We start from the raw sequence: 20,467 nt of genomic DNA, 5'->3' as shown, positions 1-20,467 counted from the left end.
GATTTCACTCCCAATAGCTAGTTGATGTCGACCGTCGCGCCGCGCACGATGGTCTGTCCCGAACTTTGCAGCCGGGCCGAGGTGTTGCCTTTCAACTCCGTGCCGAGTTTTGCCGCGGCGTTGACATTGGTTCCGTCGATCTTGATGTCGCCCTTGGCGTCCAGCGTGATGTCGGAATTGCTGGATAGCGTGATGCCGGCGTCGTCGAGTTCGATCTTGTTGCCTGTCCGGTCCGAGATGATGATTGAGCCGTCGTCATCCGAAAGCGATATCGAGCGCTTGTCGTCTGTTTCGATCACCAACGACGGGCCGCTGTCATCAAACACGATGCGCGTGCCGGCACGCGAAACGAGTCCCTTGAGGTCATTGCCCTCCGCACCCGGTAACGGCGAGGTTGCTGCCGAACTGTGCAATCCGCCGATCAGCACCGGATCGCGGGGATCGGAATCCAGAAACCCGAGCAGGCATTCGCTGCCGGGATCCGGGAGCATGACCAGACCCCGCTCTTCCCCCCCGCCGACGCTCATCGGACGTGCCCAGATTGGCTCGGAAGTCTCCGTCTCGCTGACCAGGCGAACAGCGACGCGGTCTTCTCCCGCGGGATCGCTATGCACTTCGTCGACGATACCGATCTGCAATCCGGATATGGACGGGATCAGGCCTGCAGCCGGTGGCGCACAAATATCGTGACGTTCATCGTGAAAGGCCGGGTCAAGTCCGATCTGCACAAAACACCGCCAGTCGCCGCGCGCGATCGAGTGGCGCAGACCGGAGACGAAGGCCTTTCCGTCGAAGCGGGGCCCCAACCCTTTCAGCTCCACGGTGTCACCAACCTTGAGCGCAGTTGAGCCTTGAACTTCCGCCATCCCGGTGACGGCCGACAAGCGCCGCCGCAACATTGCCGCGCGCGCCCAGTCGTCCAGCTCTGCCTGGTCCCGCGCCCCCGACTGCCTTGGCTTCGGTTTCACACCGGCAGCTTCGGCAAGGGCATCACCATCAAGGTTTCCGGGACCTGGAACGTCACTTGAAGAACTTTCCGCTGTTTCGATGGCGGCATCGGCCGGGCTCCACGCGCCGACTGAAATCTCGGCAGCCTGCGCCTCCGCATTCAGTTCCACATCCAGGCTGAAGACGGTCCGCCCATATTCCAGTGTTGCAGCTGGATCAGCAGCCGGATCAGGGGTGAACAGGCGCAGTCCATCAGGCTCGCCGACCAGAAGCTGCCCGATCCGCTCGCCGCGCAGGACCGAGAAGTCCCAGTCTGTTGCCTGATGTTGCACAAGCTGAGGGCGCTCGGCATCTGAATCGCCATCAAAGCCGATGCCGTATCCGGAGGCCAAGTCGCCAAGCGCATCGGCATCCGTCACATCGACCCATATCCGAGAGTGCCGGGCATGGTGCATGCGGAACGCTGCGTGCTTGACCTCGACATGCAGCCGCGACGAACCATGCAGAGGTGCCTCGATGCGCAAACGCGTTGCGATCCCCTTGAAGACCAGTTCCTCGTTCCGGTCATAACCGAGATCGATCTCGATCTCCGCTCCAGGGGAGAATTCGTCGGATGCCGCGATATCGAAACTCTGCTTGGCCGGGTCTCCGTCCTGAAAGATCAGATGCGCGTAGGGTATGGATCCGCAAACCTGCGAGATCTCCAGCGAGAGCAGCGCAAACGTGCCCGGAATGTCCGATCCGTTCGAGCGGATCGTGACCGTCGTCAATGCTGCGCTTCTCGTCGGCTCAAGCGGCATCGTTCACCTCACCGGCGGCAGGATCAGTTCCGATCCGGTTTCAAGCTGTCGGACAGAATCGAGGCCGTTCGCTTCGGCAACGGCGATGTAAAGACCCGGGTCCCGATATATGCCGTAAGTCAGGTTCACGAGCGTGTCGCCGTCATGAATGAGACGGCCATGCGTGATGTCCGGACTGGCGAGGTTTTTTTCCTTCTCCTGAACTTCCGGATCCTTGTGTTCCTTGAATGTCGCGCTCAGAACAGCGCGCAGTGGATTGCCCTGGGAATCGAACAGTTTGAAATTGACCGAATAGGTCTCCAAAGCGCAGGTCACCGACAGGCGGCCCCAGGCGAGGTGCAAGAATCGTTGCCGATGGACTTCACCCGAAAAGCCAACGGTTTCCCGGAACGCGTCAAGGCGTTCCAGCAGAGTTTCTGACGAACTCGGGTCCCCGCCATGGCGGCCGTCTGCATCGAGTGCGCCGGATCCTTCCAGCGGCAGATCGAAGGTGAACGTCCTCGGCTTGATCCCCTTGATCTTCGCCTCGTTTCCGTCCGCGCCCTGTGGCGTCTCATCGGCGTTCATTTCCAATTCGATCGCGTCCGTGTATTCGGCCGGATTGATTTGGGCTTCGAAGGTCGGTCCCGCCGGAAGGCTGTCAGCAAAGGCCTTGGACGATTCGTACGGAACGATCGACATCTTCACCAATGTGCCATCGGAAAGGGTCATCTCAACGTTCCTCGCGCCGTCTGATAACGGCTATCGCCTCCGCAACGGCAGCGGAAATCACGCGCTCGCGTTCCGAGGCTTTCTCAGTCTCGGACATTTCATTAGCCGGCTTTTCTTTGGGACTGCCTTCGATCCGGCCCCGGAATTCAATCAGATTGATTTGCACTGCCATTCAGGCCTCCCGGAAATAGGCGTAGGCAAGCTCCAGTGTCTCGACCGCAACTTCGCTAGTTTCGGCGTTGAAATCCGAGACCGTCCATTTCTTCGGCCAGGCATTCACCACCGAAAACGTGCGCAACGGCTCGAGCTTCGGATCGAGCAGCACGACGCTCAGCGTGATCGGGCGAATGACCAGGCTCTGAATTGCATCGCGGATCCATTGTGTGACCGCGCTTTCGGCAATCAGCCCGCGTTTCAAGACAAGGTCCGGATAGCTTGCGCGCACCGGCACTTTGTGAACGAAGCGGTTCTCGCCGCCCTCGGTCACCGTTTCCTGTTCGAGTTCCATGGACAAGCCTGAGACTTCCCGGAACCTAACGTCGAGATCGCCTGCGCCAGCGAGGTCAAACTCAACCCGGAAGTTATGGACGAGCGGCAGGTTATAGGGGTGAGCGAGCGCCATAGAGCCGCCTCACGGTACAGAGATTGCAATGGAGTCGCCCTGGATCTCCATGGCTTCGATAGCGATTTCGTTGCCGTCGGCCTTGAGATCGGTTGAAGCAATCTTGCTTACGAAGGCGTTTGAAATCACCCAGACGAAAACCGGTTCGCGCATTTCGTCCAAAAGCGATATCTGGACGTCCCGGCGGTTGGTTGGATCGAGGATCGTCTGGAACCAGTCGTGGATTTCATTGTCGCCGCGCACCATGCCGCGCTTGCAGGTCACCGTGCCGTATTTCTTCATGCCCGGGAGCTTAATCTTCGACGCCTCCACAAAGGCACCCTCACGGTATTCAATGACCTCCGTTTCGATGTCGAGACCGGAGACTTCCGTGAAACCAATTCGAGTGAATCCTTCCATCTCGACCTCGAAATTGTATTTTGCGATCGGATAGTTGACCATTTTTCAAATCCTTTCGGATGCGGCGCCTCAGGCAGCCTGGGCTTTTTGCGTGAATTGGAGGATGATCTTTTCCGCCGGGCCGGGCAGCGCCGCGCGCACAAGGATCCGCATGATGCCGTCGACGATGTCCTGCTGGCTCATGGTCGCGCCGAGCCCGATGGAAACCTCGAATGCATCGGCTGCGGTCGGTCCCGCCAGTGTCCCCGCACGCCATTCGTTGAGCAGGAACCCCTCGATCATGCGTTTCACACGCACCCAGGTCTTGGCCACGTTCGGCTGAAACACGAAGGCCTCAAGGGCATCACCTATGCTTTCCTCAAGATAGATCGCCGTCCGCCGCCGGTTGACGAATTTCCAATCGCCGCTGTTGCCGGCAAGCGTACGGGCACCCCAGACGAGCGTGCCCCGGCCGGTGAAAAACCGGATCGCATTGACGGACTTGCCGGCGGTCGGGTCGACGTTCAGGATACCCTGCTCTTCGTCGGTGATCGCAAAGGAGGGGCCGACCGCATTCATGATCCCGACATTCGCTGGAGCCACATGCACACCACGCTGCCGGTCGACTCGCGCATAGATCCCGGCCATCGCGGGCGATGGCGGCATGATCAGTGTCGTGCTGTTCAACAGGTTCAAGACAGCTTCGACAATCGGCTTTTCACCCGGCAGGTTGTTGTTCGCGTCGTCCAGGTCGATGAGCCCTTGAAAAAAATCGTCCGAAAGCGCCAGGTTCGGGTTACCGTTGCTAAAGAGGTCTGCCGATGGGCCGGTCTGATTTCCCTCTGCATCGATGGTGATAAGTTGAGAGTTGGCAGTGATCTCGACCGTGTCCGGGTTGAACAGGACAGGCATGTTTGTGTTGAGGAACGGCAGGTAGGCCGCCCCGTATTTCAGGACGTCTTCGGAGACGGCGGTCACATTGTCCCTGAAGTGCTCCGTTACAAGTTCGCCCAGGGAAGTCCCCGGGGTTGTTTTGTTGACAACGCCGCCCGGGCGCGCATCGAAGACGTCCGCAACCGTGAAGCGGTCCGTCATCCTGTTGCAAGATTGCATTGCGGCAGTGACCAGCGACCCGTAGTTAATAGCGTCTGCGCCAATCGTGTTCAGGACGACGATCAGAGTGACTTCGTCGGTCTCTTCCAGCGCCGTGATGGCGCTGACGTAGTTGGCCTGAAACCCGCCGTTGTCATCAATGGGCCGGACATAGCAAGGCCCGCCGCCATTGTCGAAATAGAGTTGCATGGCATGATAGAGCAGCAGTGCCCCGGTTGGGACGCGCGTGGGCGTCGCCTCGTAGCTGACGTCGATACTTTGCAATGCGCCGTTCGTATCGACGGTTTTGTCAGCGCGAATTGTAAATCCGTTGGCAACCGGCACCCCAAAGAGGTCTTCAAATTCCTGCAGTGAGCCAATGCGCCAGGTTTCGTCGACCAGATTTGTCGCCCCGTCCGGCGCCAGAGGTTCAGTAACCGGGCCGATGAAGGCAGGCACCGCCGTTGCGACACCTGCGATCGTCGGCGTGTTGAACGGCAGTTCCTGTATGGCCACGCCGGGCGTCGAGAGCATTAGATTGGTCATGGCGGGTTCCTCTCAGGGGCTTAGGATCGGGGGCTTAGGATCGGAGTCTTGGTTTCGGGGCTTCGTTTCAGGGGCTTGCTCTGGGTCGAAAGGATGCAGTGAACTGAGCGCCGTCCGGAACGGGAACGGCGTCCTGCCGCTGCTCCCACCACAGGTCGAGGATCATCTCCGCACCACCGTTGCTGATTTCGTCATCTGCGTAGACAAGCTGATCAAGAGCACCCGCGACGGGTGTTGTCATGCGCACGGCAGGATGCTCCAGCGAACTGAGGTCCGCGTTCAGTCTCAGGACCGGACCGGGAGGCGCGGTGAAGCTCAGCTCGAACAGCTCGCTGTTGTCGAAGCGGTCCCGCGCATGCAGACGGTCGGGTGCACCACCCGTCAAATCGATTGTGACTGGAAAGCTGCTTGCGGGTCCGGTCTGAACGAGTTCGTCCTGCTCCACCGTGACACCATTGCTGAGCGCACCTGATGTTTGAATTGTTCCGGATGCGTCGAGGTTATCCAGCAGAATCTGCCGGCCGGCCGGCAAAAGGTCCGGATGAAAGCGGTTGTAGAACTGGGGATCGGTCAGGCGCACACCGAAACTCATTCGCGTCCGGGAGCTGATCGGGCCGATCAGAGGATCAGCTTCATCCGGATTGCGCCGGCTGTAGATTGAGAACCCCGCAACGCCCGATCTGAAGATCAGGGCGTGGTTGGCCAGAACCTTGCGCGTGTACGCGGTTGGGCGCACATCAAATGCATCGACGGGCTGCCCGCCATCGTCTTCAAAACTGACCTGCAGAAAGCGGCGATATTGGCGTACGAAGCTCATGTGCCGCTCATATTCATTTCGATGGTTTCGATTTCGCGCAGTGTCTCGTCTTCAACCTCGCGGCGGATCTCGACCAGCCTGACCTTGTAGATCACGCAGGGAAAAATCATGCCGCCCATGATGGACCAGAGATTGTTGAGCGCCTCGAAGCTCATGTTGTGGTGATCGAACGCCAGCTGGACAGCGCGCTCGGGGAACGGATTGTCGGCCCGGCTGTCCGCCGGTGTGAAAATGCGCTGGTCCTGGAACAGGGCAATCGTTTGCGAAAGGTTGAACAGGCTTGTGCCGTAGTTCTGAAAATCAAAAGCGAACAGCAAATAGAGGTTCATGTAGACCGATGGTTGCCGCTGGACGGGCTGCCCATCGACCACAAACATGTTCGGTGTGTTGCGAAGTGCGGCCTCTTCTTCGACATTGATCAGGGTGATTGTCAGCCCTTCGGAGCCTTCCTCCGTGAGCACCCTGGCACTCTCAAGTTGTGCCTCCGTATCACTCACATTGAGATGATCACGCACTTCCCGCCGGACAAATTCGAGTGCCTCATTGATCATGACTGGACACCAATCTAATTTTACAAAACAAAGATAAGCTTCTGAAAAGACAAAGCTTACCCGTTCGCCGAATCTCGGCGACTAACAATGCATAAGAATTGAAAAGTTGCTGCCAATCATAGTAAGTAGAAGAATTCCCTTGCGTCAACATCTGTAAGGAAAGTTCTCTGAAATTTGCCAATACACTCGCTTTAATTGCATTGGAAGTTGCGTTCGGATGCTTACGTCAGCGTCGTCGAACGTTTCAAAGAAGAATCTTGACCTTACCGGATTTGCGAATGCTCCGCCCCCCTTGCTAAGTTTCCAGCAATCGGCAAATTGCCGTTGTGGAACCGGCGAAAAATGCCGCGAGTGTTTGTGAAGTTGCAGCGCCCTGGGAGAGCGAAACTCATGCATGTGCTTGTCACCGGAGCGGGCGGAATGGTCGGCCGGAAGCTTGTTGCAAGGCTTGCAGCAGAGCCCGCGCTCTTCGGAACAGAGGTCGAAAAGCTCACGCTTGTCGATGTTGTCGAGCCGCCAGTGCCGCCTTCTCTTCAGAACATGGCGACAGCCCTGACACTTGATCTCGCGGCAGAGGGTGAAGCGGACCGGATAATATCTGGCAGACCGGACCTGGTGTTTCATCTCGCTGCAATCGTGTCCGGCGAAGCGGAGACAGATTTCGACAAAGGTTACGCGATTAATCTCGACGGTGGCCGCTCGCTGTTCGACGCAATCAGGCGAGAGGGGATCCGGGAGCCCTACTGTCCACGCCTGATCTTTGCTTCGTCGATTGCCGTTTTCGGTCGACCGTTTCCCGAGAAGATTGGCGATGAGTTTTTCACGACACCCCTGACGAGCTACGGCACCCAGAAAGCAATCTGTGAACTGCTGCTGTCCGACTACACCCGGAAAGGCATCTTCGACGGCATCGGTCTGCGCCTGCCGACAGTTTGTATCCGGCCCGGCAGGCCCAACAAGGCAGCTTCAGGCTTCTTCTCCAACATCATGCGCGAGCCGCTGAACGGCGAAGAAGCAATACTGCCCGTCGAAGATAATGTGCGTCACTGGTTCGCCAGCCCTCGCGCAACGGTCGGTTTTTTCGCCCATGCGGCCCGCATGGACACATCAGTCCTGGGGGCACGCCGCGCGCTGACCATGCCTGGATTGTCAGCGCTGGTCGCCGAACAGATCGAGGCTCTGCGCAGGATCGCCGGAGAAAAGACCGTCGCGCTGATCCGGCGGGAACCCGATCCGGACATTCGTAAGATCGTGGCGGGTTGGCCAAGAGACTTTGACGCAAGACGAGCAAGCGAGCTGGGATTCGAGGCTGAAAGGAGCTTCGAGGACATCATCAGAATTCACATCGAAGACGAATTGGAAGGGGCATCCGCATGAGTGAAACAACTAACCGAGGCATCGCGCTTGTAACCGGTGGCGGCTCCGGCGTCGGCAAGGCGATTGCCAAAGGCCTCAGCGCCGCCGGCTGGCATGTCCTCATCACCGGGCGGCGTGAAGACGTTCTGGCCGCGACAGCCAATGACCTCGCCTCGGAAACCGGAAACAAGGTCGACTTCCTGACCTGCGATGTCGGGGACGCCAGCTCGGTGCAATCCCTTTTTTCTCAGTTGCAGCAGGACTTCGGCCGCCTCGATCTCCTGGTAAACAATGCCGGCATCGGCAATTCCCCGGTTCCGATGGAAGACATCAGTCCGGAGGAATGGAACCGGGTTGTTGCGACCAATCTTTCAGGCGCCTTTTTCTGCACGCAACAAGCTGTTCGCCTGATGAAAGCACAGAGCCCGAATGGCGGGCGGATCATCAACAACGGCTCGATTTCAGCGTCAACGCCGAGGCCGAACTCGGCCCCCTATACGGCAACCAAGCACGCGATCACAGGCCTGACCAAATCGACCGCACTTGACGGACGGCCGTTCGACATTGCCTGCGGCCAGATCGATATCGGCAACGCGGCAAGTGACATGACTGCCAAAATGAGCGCCGGTGTTCCCCAGGCAAACGGTGAACTGGCCCCCGAGCCGACGATCAATCCGGCGCATGTCGCCGAAGCGGTCGTCTACATGGCCGGTCTGCCGCTAGATGCCAACGTTCTGACCCTGACGGTGATGGCAACGAAGATGCCATTTGTCGGGCGCGGCTAGTCTGATAAAGCGCCACCGCTTCAAATAAAGCGGTGGCGCGACAACTCAGGCCTTGAGGCTGTCCGGCAGAAGGTCTGCGGGCAGGTTCTGGTAGCTGACCGGGCGCAGCCAGCGCCGGATGGCCATGGTGCCGACCGACGTAGCCCCGAAGTTTGTGGAGGCCGGATATGGGCCGCCATGAACCATGGCGTCGGCAACCTCGACACCGGTCGGGAACCCGTTGGCGAGAATTCGGCCCGCGCGGCGCTCGAGGATCGGCATGAGCGACTTCGCGAGCGCTGCGTCGCTTTCTTCCATTTGAAGCGTCGCGGTCAACTGTCCCTCGAAACTGCGCGCGACCGACCGCATTTCCGCATCGTCGGAGACGGTTACGATGACGCCAGCAGGGCCGAAAACCTCTTCCTGCAAATCGCGGTTGCCGACGAATGTCTGCGCATTGGCCCGATAAACGGCAGGCGTTGCGCCGCGGTTGTCGCTGACCGAACTCAACAGCGTCTCGACACCCTCAACGGCGCCAATACGGCCCTGTCCGGCGCGGCAGGCATTTGCGATCCCGTCAGTCAGCATGGTTTGCGCACCCACGGACTGAAGCGCCTTGACGGCACTGCCGGCAAAAGTGTCCGCCTGTTCCCCGGCATGGACGATGACGACGCCCGGATTGGTGCAGAACTGGCCGACACCCATGGTCAGCGATCCGGCCCAGCCTTCGCCGATGGCCTCGGCACGCTGTTCCATTGCGGCCGGCAACAGAAAGACCGGATTGACGCTGCCGAGTTCGCCGAAGAAGGGGATCGGTTCCGGCCGTGAGGCGCACAAGTCGAAGAGCGCCCGTCCCCCGCGCAGCGACCCGGTAAATCCAACGGCCTTGATCAGCGGGTGCTGAACCAGCGACTGTCCCAATTCGAGTGTCGTGCCCTGCAGAAACCCGAATGTCCCCGCAGGAAGTCCTAGCGCCTTGACCGCAGCGTCGATCGCCTGGGCGACAATCTCACCGGTTCCGGGATGGGCAGGATGCCCCTTGACGACGACCGGACATCCGGCGGCGAGCGCGGATGCGGTATCACCGCCGGCCGTTGAAAAGGCAAGCGGGAAGTTGGAAGCGCCGAACACGGCGACCGGACCGATCGGACGCTGCACCAGGTAAAGCTCCGGCCGCGGCAGGGGCTGACGGTCCGGCAAGGCTTCATCATGACGACGGTCGAGATAATCCCCTTTCAGGATCGTTTCGGCGAAGAGGCGGAGTTGCCCCGTTGTCCGACCGCGCTCACCATTGAGGCGCATGGCCGGAAGTGCGGTTTCCTGGCATCCGACTTCGGTCAGCTCATCGCCCCGCGCTTCAATCTCATCGGCGATTTTGTTGAGCAGCGCTGCGCGCTCTTCATCGCTCGTGGTGCTGAAGGCTTCAAACGCATCATCTGACGCGCGGCAGGCCCGATCCACATCAGCTGCCATCATTTCAGAAAAGGAGTGTGGTGACCCTTCGGCTGGTTGCGACTCGAACGTCGTGTTGCCGGAAATCCATTCTCCGTTGACGAGGCTTTTGCCCGTTAGCATCCCGTATGTCCTTCAAGATTAGATAAGATTGCGTTTCGACAGGTTTCGCATGAGTGCGCCGGTTCCGAAAGTCCATTCCGGGCATTCGGTAGAGAGCCGGACCGTGTTTTTGAGTGTCCCGAGCTGCGCACAGGATATTTCGACAACGTCGCCAAGCTTATGGGTGAAGCCTTCTCCAGGAGCATCGCGATCTTTTGTCGGTGCGAACAAAGTGCCGAGATACAGGAAGAAACCGTCCGGATACTGGTGGTGCCTGCCACGCGCCTGCCCGACGAGGTCCAGCGGATCCCGGCTGATTTGCGTCATTGTCGAATGCCCGGAGAGCTCAAACCCATCGGTGCCGGTCACTTTCAGGTCGAGTTCCAGTTTTCGCACGTCATCGATCGTAAATGCGCTATCGAACAGCCTCACTGCCGGGCCGATCGAGGCGGAGGCGTTGTTGTCCTTCGCCTTGCCGAGAAGCAGAGCAGACCGGCCTTCGACATCGCGCAGATTGACGTCGTTGCCGAGCGTTGCTCCTTTGACCTTGCCGGCGCTGTCGACGGCAAGAACGACCTCCGGCTCGGGATTGTTCCAGTTAGATACCGGATGCAGACCGACGGCCGCTCCGAACCCGACTGCGGACATCGGCTGCGACTTCGTGAAAACTTCAGCGTCCGGGCCGATTCCGACCTCCAGATACTGCGACCAGACATCTTCTGCGATCAGCGCCGTTTTCAGCTCTGCGGCTTTTTCCGAGCCGGGAATGACGGAGCGCAAACTGTCACCAAGGATCGCATTGCAGCGTTCCCGGATCTTTTCGGCCTTGCTCGGGTCTCCCTTCGCCTTTTCCTCAATCACCCGCTCCAGCATTGAAAACGCAAAGGTGACGCCGCAGGCCTTGACGGCCTGCAGATCGAGCGGGGCGAGCAGACGTGGTTTTGCGGGATCGAAATCCTCCCGCGAATTTTCCGCGATCTCGTCAAGTGACCCGACCGCAACGCCGTCCGCATTCGCAACCCAGCCAACAGGGTCGTCCAGTTCAAGAAGATCACGGACTGTGGGAACCGTGGCGCAGGTGACATCAAGGAGCGTACCGTCTCTAAGAGCACAAACGGAGGGACCGGAAAGCTCCGGACGCCAGACCCTGAAAACAAACGTACCGGTATCTGGCAGGTTCAACGCGTTGGTCATTTTGCTATCGTATCCACTTCCTCAGGTAGGCCCGCGTTGTTTAACCAGAGACCCAAGGCTTCGATCAAGGGGCTCTTTGCGGAATTCAGATCGCTCAGGATATTCATGTGATGTGCACCGCGCACACGCAGATGCGCTGCTCCGACACTCTCGGCCATCTTGCGGGACTGACTTTGAAACTCGTCTGTTTCGCGTCCTCCGACCACGCAAATGAGCGGCGTGCCTGGCTGCTTTCCAATCAGGCTGTGCGTGCTGATTTCTTCTTCGGTCAAGCCGATTTCGTCCTGCAGGAAGGATCTTGCAACAGGCGCAAGATCATAAACGCCGCTCATGGCGACAACGCCGGCAATGCGACCGGCAAGGCCGGGATTCAGGGCCGCGCTGACCGCGAGATGCGCGCCGGCGGAGTGTCCCACGAGCAATAACTTCGAACTTTCCGGAAAGATCCCGGCAAGCGCCGTCACAGCAGCGGTTGCATCCGACACAAGGTCAGCCAACCGGAAATCCGGCATCAGACGGTATTCCACATTGCCGCATTTGGGCCCAAACGCCGACAACCCCGTCATGCAGCAACGGTGTCCTTCAGCCGTCAGTGCCCGCCAATAGCCTCCGTGAAGAAAGACCGGAACGAGCTGCCCTCCGGAGCCGCCGCAGTCGGCGATTTCCACCCATTGCCGGTCATGATCGCCATAAGGAACACGCTCGAACGGCACGTTCCGGCCAACCTCCAGGCTGGCCTTGTCCCGCCAGTCGGACCAGAAAGCAAAGTCCGCAATGACATCCGAAAACTTGAACTGAAGATCCCAGTCGCGCCTTTCGTCCCTGTCGTTCATGTGAGTTTCTCCGATTGTGTGCGCAGAAGGTCCGAGGCCTTGCGGAGATGCGCGCGCAGATCGTCTGTGGCTGCTTCGTGAAGACCCGGCAGCAACACGCCGACGATACACTGACGGTCTTCTCGTTCAGACACGGCCGCGATTGCCGCGCGTTGCGCTGCGACAGCTTCATGCCGATTGGACAGCGAAATTTCAGCCAGCCGCTCATCGTCCAAGACCGGCAAAGACGGCAGGTAATACTGTGCCTGCGGGACAGCAAACGTAAGACCGCGGCCCCGCGAATGAGGCCCGATCATGCACTGCGAATTTCCTGCAACAGCCAGAAATGCCGTTAGACGTGTTGCCTGGCGCAACTGGATGAGAACCGGTTCTGCCACGAGCGCAAATTCCCCGAAGCCAAGCGCTGACAGTCCGATCGTTCGCGTGGACGGGCCACGCAAATAGTCCCCTTCGGTGGAACGGCTCAAGAGACCTTCGCTTTCCGCAATGGCAGCGGCTCTGTATCCTGACGTCGTCGCAAGTCCGACGGCACGCGCCAGCGGCAAAGGCCCCGAAAGCACCTTCTGCAATGGCTCGTCCAGAAGCTTCTCAAAGACATCCAGCGCCTTGTCGTAGGAATTGCCGTGCTTATCCATGACGGGTTCCTGCTCCCTTGTCTGCCTCGACCCGTGTTCCGCGCAAACTTGGACCCTGCGACAGGATCGCTGTGTCCGGCAGATCCCAGCCGACATGGCGCTCCGCCCAGGCATCTGCACGCACGCTTGCTGTCTCCATGCCGCGTGGCAGCACGACGGGAACGGGCACCTCCACGCGCCGTGGGACGGATTTGCCGGACAGGACGTCGAGCGCGACTTCAACGGCCCGCGCGCCCATCGCCGCAGGATAGTCCAGTGCCACGAACGGAACCTTGTAATAGAGAGCAAGTTTGTACATCTGGTTCAGGTCGCCGCCGGTATGAACAGGAACGGCAAGTTCGTTTTCGACAAAGTATTTCAGCGACCCGACACCCTGAAGACCGCTATCGCACCAGATCCCGTCCGGAACGTCCGCCCCCTGGTCGATCAGGCGTTCCACCGCAGTCCAACCGCCGGCTTCCGTCCAGTCCGTGTAGGTCACCGCCTCGACCTGAATGCCCGGGAATTCCGAGAACCCGTTGAACGCCGCCGATTGACGCCGGATCGCCGGACTGGTGCCTTCAAGGCCCGACAACATCCAGATCCGGCCGACGCCTTTCAGGCGCTCCGCAAGCCAGAGCGCACTTATGCGCCCGATGCGGCGGTCGGATGCTGTCACGAAGGAAACCAGCGAGGAATGATCGCGCGGGCGCCGGTCGACAGCCACAATGGGAATACCGCGCGCGGCAACATCCTTGAGTTTCCGGTCGAGCAGCGGCGACAGAACATTTGTCGTGCTGACGAGAAGAATATCCAGATCACAATCGAGCAACTCGTCGATCTGGTCGATCTGGGTGTGCGCGTCGTCACCGGCTTCACGGACCAGAAAAGCATCGATGCGGTCCGCATGGAGACGCTCCGCATACCGCATGCTGTCGAACATCGCCCTGCGCCAAGCGTTGGACAACGACGCGTTTGCGAAGCCGATCCGGAATGGCGGATTGCGTTTGTACTGCGATGTCGAAACCGTTTCGAACAGGCGCGCATCCCACTCGGTCACGGCAAGATGCGCTTCTTCCGAACCACGCTCCGGCGTCACTGCCGCTGCGGTCTGCAACACCGCGTTTTCCGTGGCTTCCAGCGGAACAAAGGCAAGCTGGGCTGCCTTAGGGCCAAGGCGCAGCAAGCCGTGGTCCACCCGTTCAAGCCAGCCGCGAAGGGTCATTGCCCGCAAAAGCCCGAACCCGGTCGACCTGTTCATGCCGACATCCTGAAGGATCTCGTGGGTGGGCCGCGGGCTGTTCACCTGGTCGAAACACCCCAGGATCCGCGCAATGCGGACAAGGTTGGATCTGGGTGTTTCGCCTGTCGGCACAGTCTAGAGCCTTCTTGTCAACGCCGCGAACGCCGCATGTAAACCGCCGCTGCAAGCACGATCAAACTTCCCTTGATGACAAGCTGCAACTCGATCGAAAGTCCCAGAATGACAACAATGTTGAAAAGCGACACGAGCACCAGGGTTGCCAGGAGAACGCCCGGGACACTGCCCTTGCCGCCCGACAGGGCCGCGCCGCCGATAACGGCCGCCGCGATACTGTCGAGTTCATATCCGCGTCCCGTCCAGTTGTCGACAATTCCGACATATCCCACCAGCACAAGACCCGCCAGACCGGCCAGAATGCCGGAAATCATGAAGGCACTGACCACGAGCAGACGGGTCGGTGCACCGGTCATGTAAGCCGCATCCGGATTGTCGCCGTATAGCTTCAGCCGGCGCCCGTAGACGGTGTATTCCAGCAGCCAGTGTGCGGCGACGGCGACGACACCGAGGAGGATCAGAGCCACCGGAATGCCATAGATGTTGCCGGTTGCCAGCCACCTGAAAGCGTCGGGCAGCGTGCCGCCGGGCGCCCCGCCTGTATAGGCGAAGCGCACGCCCTGTAGAACGATCATCGTGGCGAGCGTTGCCAGAAACGGCGTCACGCCGCGATAAGCCACGAGGTAGCCGTTGATCGCACCGATAAGAGCGCCCAGAAGAATACCGACGGCAAAGATCACACCCGTGTTGTCGTTCAGGCCGATCGACAGCACCGCCACGGTTGCCATGATCGAGGCAACCGACAGATCCAGCCCCCGGACGATAATGACGATCATCTGCCCGATGACAACAAATCCGAGTGGCGCGGCCTGAAGCAGGATGTCGCTCAGGTTCGCGGGGCTCAAAAAGCGCGGCGACAGCGCTGTCGTTATCGCCCAGATCACGATGAGAAACCCGGTGAGCATGAGCAGTTCACGGTTCTGCTGCGCACGGACCGTACCGCTGTTTTTCCCGAAAAGCGCCGACATCGTCATTTGCTTTTTCTCCCGACGAAGATGGAAACCGCTGCGATGATGATCAGGCCTTCCGCGATCCACTGGTAGAAACTGGAAACGTTCATGAAGTTGAGCACGTTCGCGAGCAGAGCCAGCACGATCACTGCCAGCAAGGTTCCCAGGACACCGCCGCGTCCACCGGCCAGAAGCGTGCCGCCGACGATCACCGGCGTGATCGATTTCAGGTCGAACCCGACCCCGGCCCTTGGATCACCGACACCGAACCGGCCGCAGATGTAAATTGCGGTAATGGCGGCAAGGAAGCCGGAAAGCGCATAAACGATGAGCTTGGTCGACTTGACGGGAACACCCGAAATCGACGCCGCCTGTTCGTTGTCGCCAATGGCGTACACCCTCAGGCCGAACCGGGTCTTCCAGAGCAGGAAACCTGCTAGCAGGTAAAGCACAAGCGTGAAAATCGTGCCGTAGGGAACCATCCCGAAGCGGCCATAGACGAGATCTTCAAAGAACAACGGCACCGAGCCCGTCGGCTGGCGTGTGATCAGAAGGGCAAGCCCGGAAAGGATGGTCGACGTGCCGAGTGTGACAATCAGCGGATGGATGCCGACGAACGTCACGATGCCCCCGTTGATTGCGCCGATGAACGCTCCCAGTGCAAGGACGGCAACAACTGCGGCCGCAAATGTCGAGGGATCTTCACCCGCGATCGAGGCAAAAACCACCGTCAGCAACCCGAGCGCACCGGCATAGGACAGATCGATGCCGCCTGACAGAATAACGATCGTCTGCGCCAGGGCGACAAGCGCAAGCGCAACCATCTGGTCCTGGACGTTGGCGAAATTGAGGGGCGTGGCGAACCGGTCGGAGGAGTACATTCCGACCAGAACGACGAGGCCGATAAGGGCAAGCACAACCAGGTGGACCGGCTGTGCCCGTGTCATCCGGATTACATCATCCATTGGAAGCTACTCCGTGGTGGGTCGGTGTTTCGGCAGCCGCGACACTCATGATCGCCTCTTCCGTAATGTCCTGGGAGGTCAGTTCTGTGGCCAGCTCGCCATCCCGCATGACGAAGACTCGATCGCAAAGACCAACAATTTCAATAAGTTCCGATGAAATTGCGAGAATTGCCATACCCTCGTCCGCCAGATGGCGCAGTGTCTTGTAGATCTCGGACTTTGCGCCGACATCAACCCCTCGCGTCGGTTCGTCGAGGATCAGAACCTTGGGCCGGTTCTCAAGGAGCCGCGCGATCAGCACCTTCTGCTGATTACCTCCCGAAAGGGCTGAAATCGGCAGTCCGACATTGTCGACCACGACTCCGAAACGCTCTTTCATGACCTTGGCGCGCGCCTCTTCGTGACCGATCGGCACCCGCGCCGGGTGGACGCCGTGCCCCGGCGTGGTGGCTGCAAAGTTGCGCGCGACCGAACTGTTGAGGAAGAGGCCATCATCCTTGCGGCTTTCGGTCAGCATGAGAATGCCGGCATCGATGCTGTTGGACGGGGAGCGATAATCCAGGGGCTCACCTTCGATCAGCACCTTCCCGCTTGCGGTGTTCGCGCCGTAGATGGCAAGCGCGAGTTCCGTGCGGCCAGACCCGACAAGACCTGCAAGACCGACGATTTCGCCGGCACGAACTTCGAAATTGACAGGGGGCAGAGTGTCTTCGACCACCAGATCCTTGATCTCCAGCATCGGCTCGCCCGGTTCCCGATCAAGCGGTTTTTCCGGAAACAGGTTTCCAAGCTCGCGGCCCACCATCGCTGCGATTACGGAATCGTGGGTGTACCCGGACACCGGCCCCTGAGAGGTCACGACGCCATCCTTGATGACGGTGATGTCGGTGCAGATCTCGAAGATCTCGTCGAGACGGTGGGACACATAGACAATGCCAAGCCCGCTCGCCCGCAATTCAGTGATGATCTTGAAAAGATGACGGGTTTCGTTTTGCGACAGGACGGCCGTCGGCTCGTCCAGGATCAGCACTTTTGCGTCGGAGCGCAAAGCCTTGGCAATCTCGACCATCTGCTTGTCGGCAACGCTCAGATCATCAACCAGAGATCGCGCCGCCAGATGGATACCGAGCTTTTCCAGCAGAGCTTCGGTCTGTGCAACAAGCGCCTTCCGGTCGATGAGACCGAGGCGTGTCAGCGGTTCGGCATCAAGAAAGATGTTCTCCGCGACACTCAATGCTCCGATCGTCGAAAACTCCTGGTGGACAACGGCAATGCCGGCTTCAAGACTTGCGCGCGGGCTGGACCAGTCCTCCTGCTTGCCGTTGAATTCAACGTGCCCTGATGTTGGATGATACAACCCTGTCAGCAGCTTGATCAGGGTCGATTTGCCGGCGCCGTTCTCTCCGCAGAGCGCGACGGATGCGCCGGAATGAACCTCGAATTCAATTCCCTTCAAAACCTCATTCGGACCGAACGACTTTGAAAGGGCGCGCGCGGCCAATACCGGCTCAGACATGGCTGGCTCCTCCCGGGTTCCGGTTTGACCGGGCGGCAGAAGCCGCCCGGCACTTGGTTTTATTTTGGATAGTCTGCTGAGAAGGTTGCCGGGTCGTAGTCGTCTCCAACGCCGGAGGACATGATCACGGAGCCGGGCTTGTCCATCAGCGCATAGTCGGCGGTAAAGACATCGGCCTTGACCGACGGCGTCTCATGGCCTTCCGAAACAACAACCTGCTGGTTGACTTCGATGCGGCGCGGAATGCCCTTGCCGTCAAGAACGTCGAAGAGCACTTCGAACCCCTTGGCACCCATTGCCGGCGGATAATCAATGCCGATCATCGGAACATCGTTTTGAACCGAAAGCTGATACATGGCGTTGAAGTCGCCGCCCGTGTGCGGCGGGATTTTTCCAGCCTCGTATCCGGCTGCCAGGAATGCCTCGATCGACCCGGAACCCTGCAGTCCGCTGTCCGCCCACACGCCGGCGATCTCGTCACCGTATTTCTGGATGAGTGCGGACATGATCGTCTTGCCGTTTGCAGGCGACCAGGAGGTGTATTGGGTTTCCAGGACCTCAATCTCGGGGAACTGGTTGAAGACCTCCAGGGCAGCTTTGATCCGGTTTTCAGCCGGCGACGCACCTGCCAGGCCACCGAGCATGACCACTTTGCCCTTGCCGCCGAGTTTTTCAGCAAGCCACTGCGCCGAGATGCGGCCAAGTGCCTGGTCCGAGGCGGTGACGAACGTGATGTAGTTTTCGTCGGACGTCACCTGGCGGTCGACCAGGACGACTGGAATACCCTGCCGCTTTGCGCGGCGGACAGCCGGATCGAGGGCCTCGGCGGTGGCCGGGCTGATCAGGAGAATGTCCACGCCTTGCGCGATCAGATCCTGGACATCGGCCGCCTGTTTGGACGGATCGTCATTGGCGTCCGTGATAATGAAACGCTCGATCTTGTCCGAGTGGCGTTCGGCCGCTGCTTCAATCCCGTGCAGCATGGCAACACGCCATGGATTTGAAATTGATGCGTTGGAAAACCCGATGACATAGGGTCCTTCCTTCTTGAATTCCGCCGCGTCGAAGATATCGACCGAGCCAGGATTCCAAAGGAATGTTCTCGGCACACCGTCATAGTCGGCAACAGCGGCACCTGCGGACAGGCAAAGGGTTGCGGCCGCAGCCACAAGAGTTCTGATACGCATTTTTCTCCTCCCTAATGCGTTCGTGAAACCAGATATTTTGAAGGGTCTATTCCGCGGCCTGGATCAGGCCTTGTGCACGGAAACTCCCGTGACGGGGATCCTTCCAGGCAACACCGTCCTTCATGATCATTGCCAGGTTGTCTTGCTTTTGAAGCAGCGACACGTCGCTGACGACATCCCCGCGAACCAGCAACAGATCGGCGAGGTATCCCTCACGAACCTGACCCAGTTCATCGCTGCGCCCCATCAGTTCCGCACCGACCTTTGTCGCGCAGCGCAGCGCCTCGACCGGCGAGTAGCCGAAGTAGCGGACGAAATGCTCGATATCACGGGCGTTCTGTCCCATCGGGGTCACGGAAAATCCGTAGTCGCCCCCGACCACGACACGAACCCCGCGCTTGCGGATCTCGTGATAGGTCGCACAGGTCGCTTCGAACTTTCTGAAAAGACCCATGCTTTCGGCGACCTCTTTGGTCAGACCGACAACATCGCCTTCCCGCGTGCTGTTGTGAACGAGACCAAAGGCCGGACCGACGAAGATACGGTCCTTTGCGCCTTCGAGCATGTCGAGCGCTTCTTCGTCGGCAAAGTCACAATGGTAGATACAGTCGACACCGTGCCGAACAGCCATCTTCACGCTTTGTGACGATCTGGCATGTGCCGCCACCATCTTGTCGAAGGCGTGCGCGACCTTGACGAATGCCGCAAGTTCCTCGTCTTCTGTCGGCGTGATCTCCGCCCTTGCGTGGCTGACGAACTCGTCACCAGAAATATTGATCTTCATGACATCGACACCGTCGCGGACGCATTCGCGCGCAACCCGCCGCATCTCATCCGGTCCATCGGCAACGAGCCCGAAGCTTTCCTGATACATGTGCCGCTTGCGTTCATCGCCGAGACCGGCCGTCGTCGTAACTTCAGGGCTGCCGGCCATCATGCGCGGACCATCGATCAGACCGGACTCGATCGCGTTCCGGGCCGTCACACCGAGCATCGGTTTTGCCGACGCAGCCTCGAAGATCGACGTAAAACCGTGACTGAGCAAAAGCCTGAGGTTTTGCGCCGTGAGAAGCATGTGCTCTTCCGGACACAATTGGCCGAGTTCAGGCGGCTCGGAAATGCCGGTAAAACTGGGATGACAATGGCCTTCGACCATGCCCGGCATAAGGCTCATGCCGGTTCCGTCGATCGTGTTCTCAGACAGCCCGGATGGCAGATCCGTGCCTTCGATCACCTTTTCAATTCGATTGCCTTCGACAACCACGGTTCCTGGAAAGGCTGCTTCCGCAGCACCGTCCCAAATCATGGCGCCCTGGATAACGGTTTGTGTCATGTGCTCCTCCCAAGCCGCCCCGGCTGCGTCATCTACCGGCGCGTTGAGGGGGAGAATGTCAGACTTTAGACGGACAACAAGACAATATGTCGCAACCTTTAACCATATATTGGACTACTCCAATTTAAAGATACGTATTTTTACTTTTCCCAGTCAACCGTGGGGTTTGACGCAACAGGCCTTGACCGGGCGAAAACCGCTCAGACCAATCTGTCACGAAGTACCTGCCATGTGAGCTTATTTATTCCTAACAACTTTCAGATCTCACACCCCCCAACGCAAAAAACCCGGCTTGGTTGCCGGGTTGTTTTGGTTGCGGGAGCAGGATTTGAACCGTTCGGGCTACAATCGATTCACT

20 protein-coding genes are annotated in these 20,467 nt (G+C 59.2%); 2 read left to right on the top strand and 18 right to left on the bottom strand.

Translation table 11 applies throughout. The features are described from left to right. Positions 1-17: 17 nt before the first annotated feature. The 8 genes from RBB47_RS27205 to RBB47_RS27170 form a co-directional block, all read right to left on the bottom strand. On the bottom strand, positions 18-1,748 hold the full coding sequence (locus tag RBB47_RS27205; RefSeq protein WP_305989068.1) for a phage baseplate assembly protein V: 1,731 nt from the start codon (positions 1,746-1,748) through the stop codon (positions 18-20). Between the two features lie 3 nt (positions 1,749-1,751). Then, on the bottom strand, positions 1,752-2,459 hold the full coding sequence (locus tag RBB47_RS27200; RefSeq protein ID WP_305989067.1) for a hypothetical protein: 708 nt from the start codon (positions 2,457-2,459) through the stop codon (positions 1,752-1,754). A 1-nt stretch (position 2,460) separates the two neighbouring features. After that, positions 2,461-2,631, bottom strand: a complete 171-nt coding sequence (locus RBB47_RS27195; RefSeq protein WP_305989066.1) for a hypothetical protein — start codon at positions 2,629-2,631, stop codon at positions 2,461-2,463. After that, complete coding sequence (locus tag RBB47_RS27190) at positions 2,632-3,081, bottom strand: phage tail protein (RefSeq protein WP_305989065.1); 450 nt, start codon at positions 3,079-3,081, stop codon at positions 2,632-2,634. A gap of 9 nt (positions 3,082-3,090) precedes the next feature. Beyond that, positions 3,091-3,522: a phage tail protein gene (locus RBB47_RS27185; RefSeq protein WP_305989064.1), complete on the bottom strand. Its 432-nt coding sequence runs from the start codon at positions 3,520-3,522 to the stop codon at positions 3,091-3,093. A 27-nt stretch (positions 3,523-3,549) separates the two neighbouring features. Then, entirely contained in the window at positions 3,550-5,097 is a 1,548-nt protein-coding gene (locus RBB47_RS27180; protein ID WP_305989063.1) for a hypothetical protein, read from the bottom strand. Positions 5,098-5,164: 67 nt separating this feature from the next. Then, positions 5,165-5,914, bottom strand: a complete 750-nt coding sequence (locus RBB47_RS27175) for a hypothetical protein (RefSeq protein WP_305989062.1) — start codon at positions 5,912-5,914, stop codon at positions 5,165-5,167. Next, a complete protein-coding gene (locus tag RBB47_RS27170; RefSeq protein WP_305989061.1) occupies positions 5,911-6,465 on the bottom strand; it encodes a DUF4255 domain-containing protein in 555 nt (184 codons plus the stop codon). Before RBB47_RS27170 ends, RBB47_RS27175 begins: the two co-directional genes overlap by 4 nt. Positions 6,466-6,855: 390 nt before the next feature. On the opposite strand from RBB47_RS27170, the gene denD reads away from it, so the two are divergent. Continuing rightward, a complete protein-coding gene (gene denD / locus RBB47_RS27165) occupies positions 6,856-7,842 on the top strand; it encodes a D-erythronate dehydrogenase (protein WP_305989060.1) in 987 nt (328 codons plus the stop codon). Next, entirely contained in the window at positions 7,839-8,606 is a 768-nt protein-coding gene (locus RBB47_RS27160; RefSeq protein WP_305989059.1) for an SDR family oxidoreductase, read from the top strand. Before denD ends, RBB47_RS27160 begins: the two co-directional genes overlap by 4 nt. Before the next feature lie 45 nt (positions 8,607-8,651). On the opposite strand, the gene RBB47_RS27155 is transcribed toward RBB47_RS27160, so the two are convergent. The 10 genes from RBB47_RS27155 to RBB47_RS27110 are packed head-to-tail and all read right to left on the bottom strand — an operon-like array spanning position 8,652 to position 20,109. Continuing rightward, positions 8,652-10,160, bottom strand: coding sequence for an aldehyde dehydrogenase (NADP(+)) (locus tag RBB47_RS27155; protein ID WP_305989058.1), 1,509 nt, complete (start codon positions 10,158-10,160; stop codon positions 8,652-8,654). Positions 10,161-10,178: 18 nt separating this feature from the next. Beyond that, positions 10,179-11,333 carry a fumarylacetoacetate hydrolase family protein gene (locus RBB47_RS27150; protein ID WP_305989057.1) on the bottom strand — a complete coding sequence of 385 codons (1,155 nt, stop codon included), beginning with the start codon at positions 11,331-11,333 and terminating at the stop codon, positions 10,179-10,181. Next, positions 11,330-12,166, bottom strand: a complete 837-nt coding sequence (locus RBB47_RS27145) for an alpha/beta hydrolase (protein WP_305989056.1) — start codon at positions 12,164-12,166, stop codon at positions 11,330-11,332. Before RBB47_RS27145 ends, RBB47_RS27150 begins: the two co-directional genes overlap by 4 nt. Next, positions 12,163-12,801 (bottom strand): hypothetical protein, encoded by a 639-nt coding sequence (locus tag RBB47_RS27140; RefSeq protein WP_305989055.1) that lies wholly within the window; start codon positions 12,799-12,801, stop codon positions 12,163-12,165. Before RBB47_RS27140 ends, RBB47_RS27145 begins: the two co-directional genes overlap by 4 nt. Further along, the gene (locus tag RBB47_RS27135) at positions 12,794-14,155 is read right to left on the bottom strand and encodes a substrate-binding domain-containing protein (RefSeq protein ID WP_305989054.1); all 1,362 of its coding nucleotides are present in this window, start codon (positions 14,153-14,155) and stop codon (positions 12,794-12,796) included. Before RBB47_RS27135 ends, RBB47_RS27140 begins: the two co-directional genes overlap by 8 nt. A gap of 17 nt (positions 14,156-14,172) precedes the next feature. Next, complete coding sequence (locus RBB47_RS27130) at positions 14,173-15,132, bottom strand: ABC transporter permease (protein ID WP_305989053.1); 960 nt, start codon at positions 15,130-15,132, stop codon at positions 14,173-14,175. Next, a complete protein-coding gene (locus RBB47_RS27125) occupies positions 15,129-16,073 on the bottom strand; it encodes an ABC transporter permease (protein ID WP_305989052.1) in 945 nt (314 codons plus the stop codon). The genes RBB47_RS27130 and RBB47_RS27125 overlap by 4 nt, the downstream gene beginning before the upstream one ends. Next, positions 16,066-17,589: a sugar ABC transporter ATP-binding protein gene (locus tag RBB47_RS27120; RefSeq protein ID WP_305989051.1), complete on the bottom strand. Its 1,524-nt coding sequence runs from the start codon at positions 17,587-17,589 to the stop codon at positions 16,066-16,068. Before RBB47_RS27120 ends, RBB47_RS27125 begins: the two co-directional genes overlap by 8 nt. 59 nt (positions 17,590-17,648) lie before the next feature. Next, a complete protein-coding gene (locus tag RBB47_RS27115; RefSeq protein ID WP_305989050.1) occupies positions 17,649-18,776 on the bottom strand; it encodes a substrate-binding domain-containing protein in 1,128 nt (375 codons plus the stop codon). Positions 18,777-18,822: 46 nt separating this feature from the next. After that, positions 18,823-20,109 (bottom strand): amidohydrolase family protein, encoded by a 1,287-nt coding sequence (locus RBB47_RS27110; protein WP_305989049.1) that lies wholly within the window; start codon positions 20,107-20,109, stop codon positions 18,823-18,825. Positions 20,110-20,467: the final 358 nt, after the last annotated feature.

The sequence above is a fragment of the Roseibium sp. MMSF_3544 genome (genome assembly GCF_030732845.1).
In the GTDB taxonomy this organism is placed as follows: domain Bacteria; phylum Pseudomonadota; class Alphaproteobacteria; order Rhizobiales; family Stappiaceae; genus Roseibium.
The sequence above is the reverse complement of the archived record's forward strand: the minus strand, read 5'-3'. Positions and strand labels throughout refer to the sequence as shown.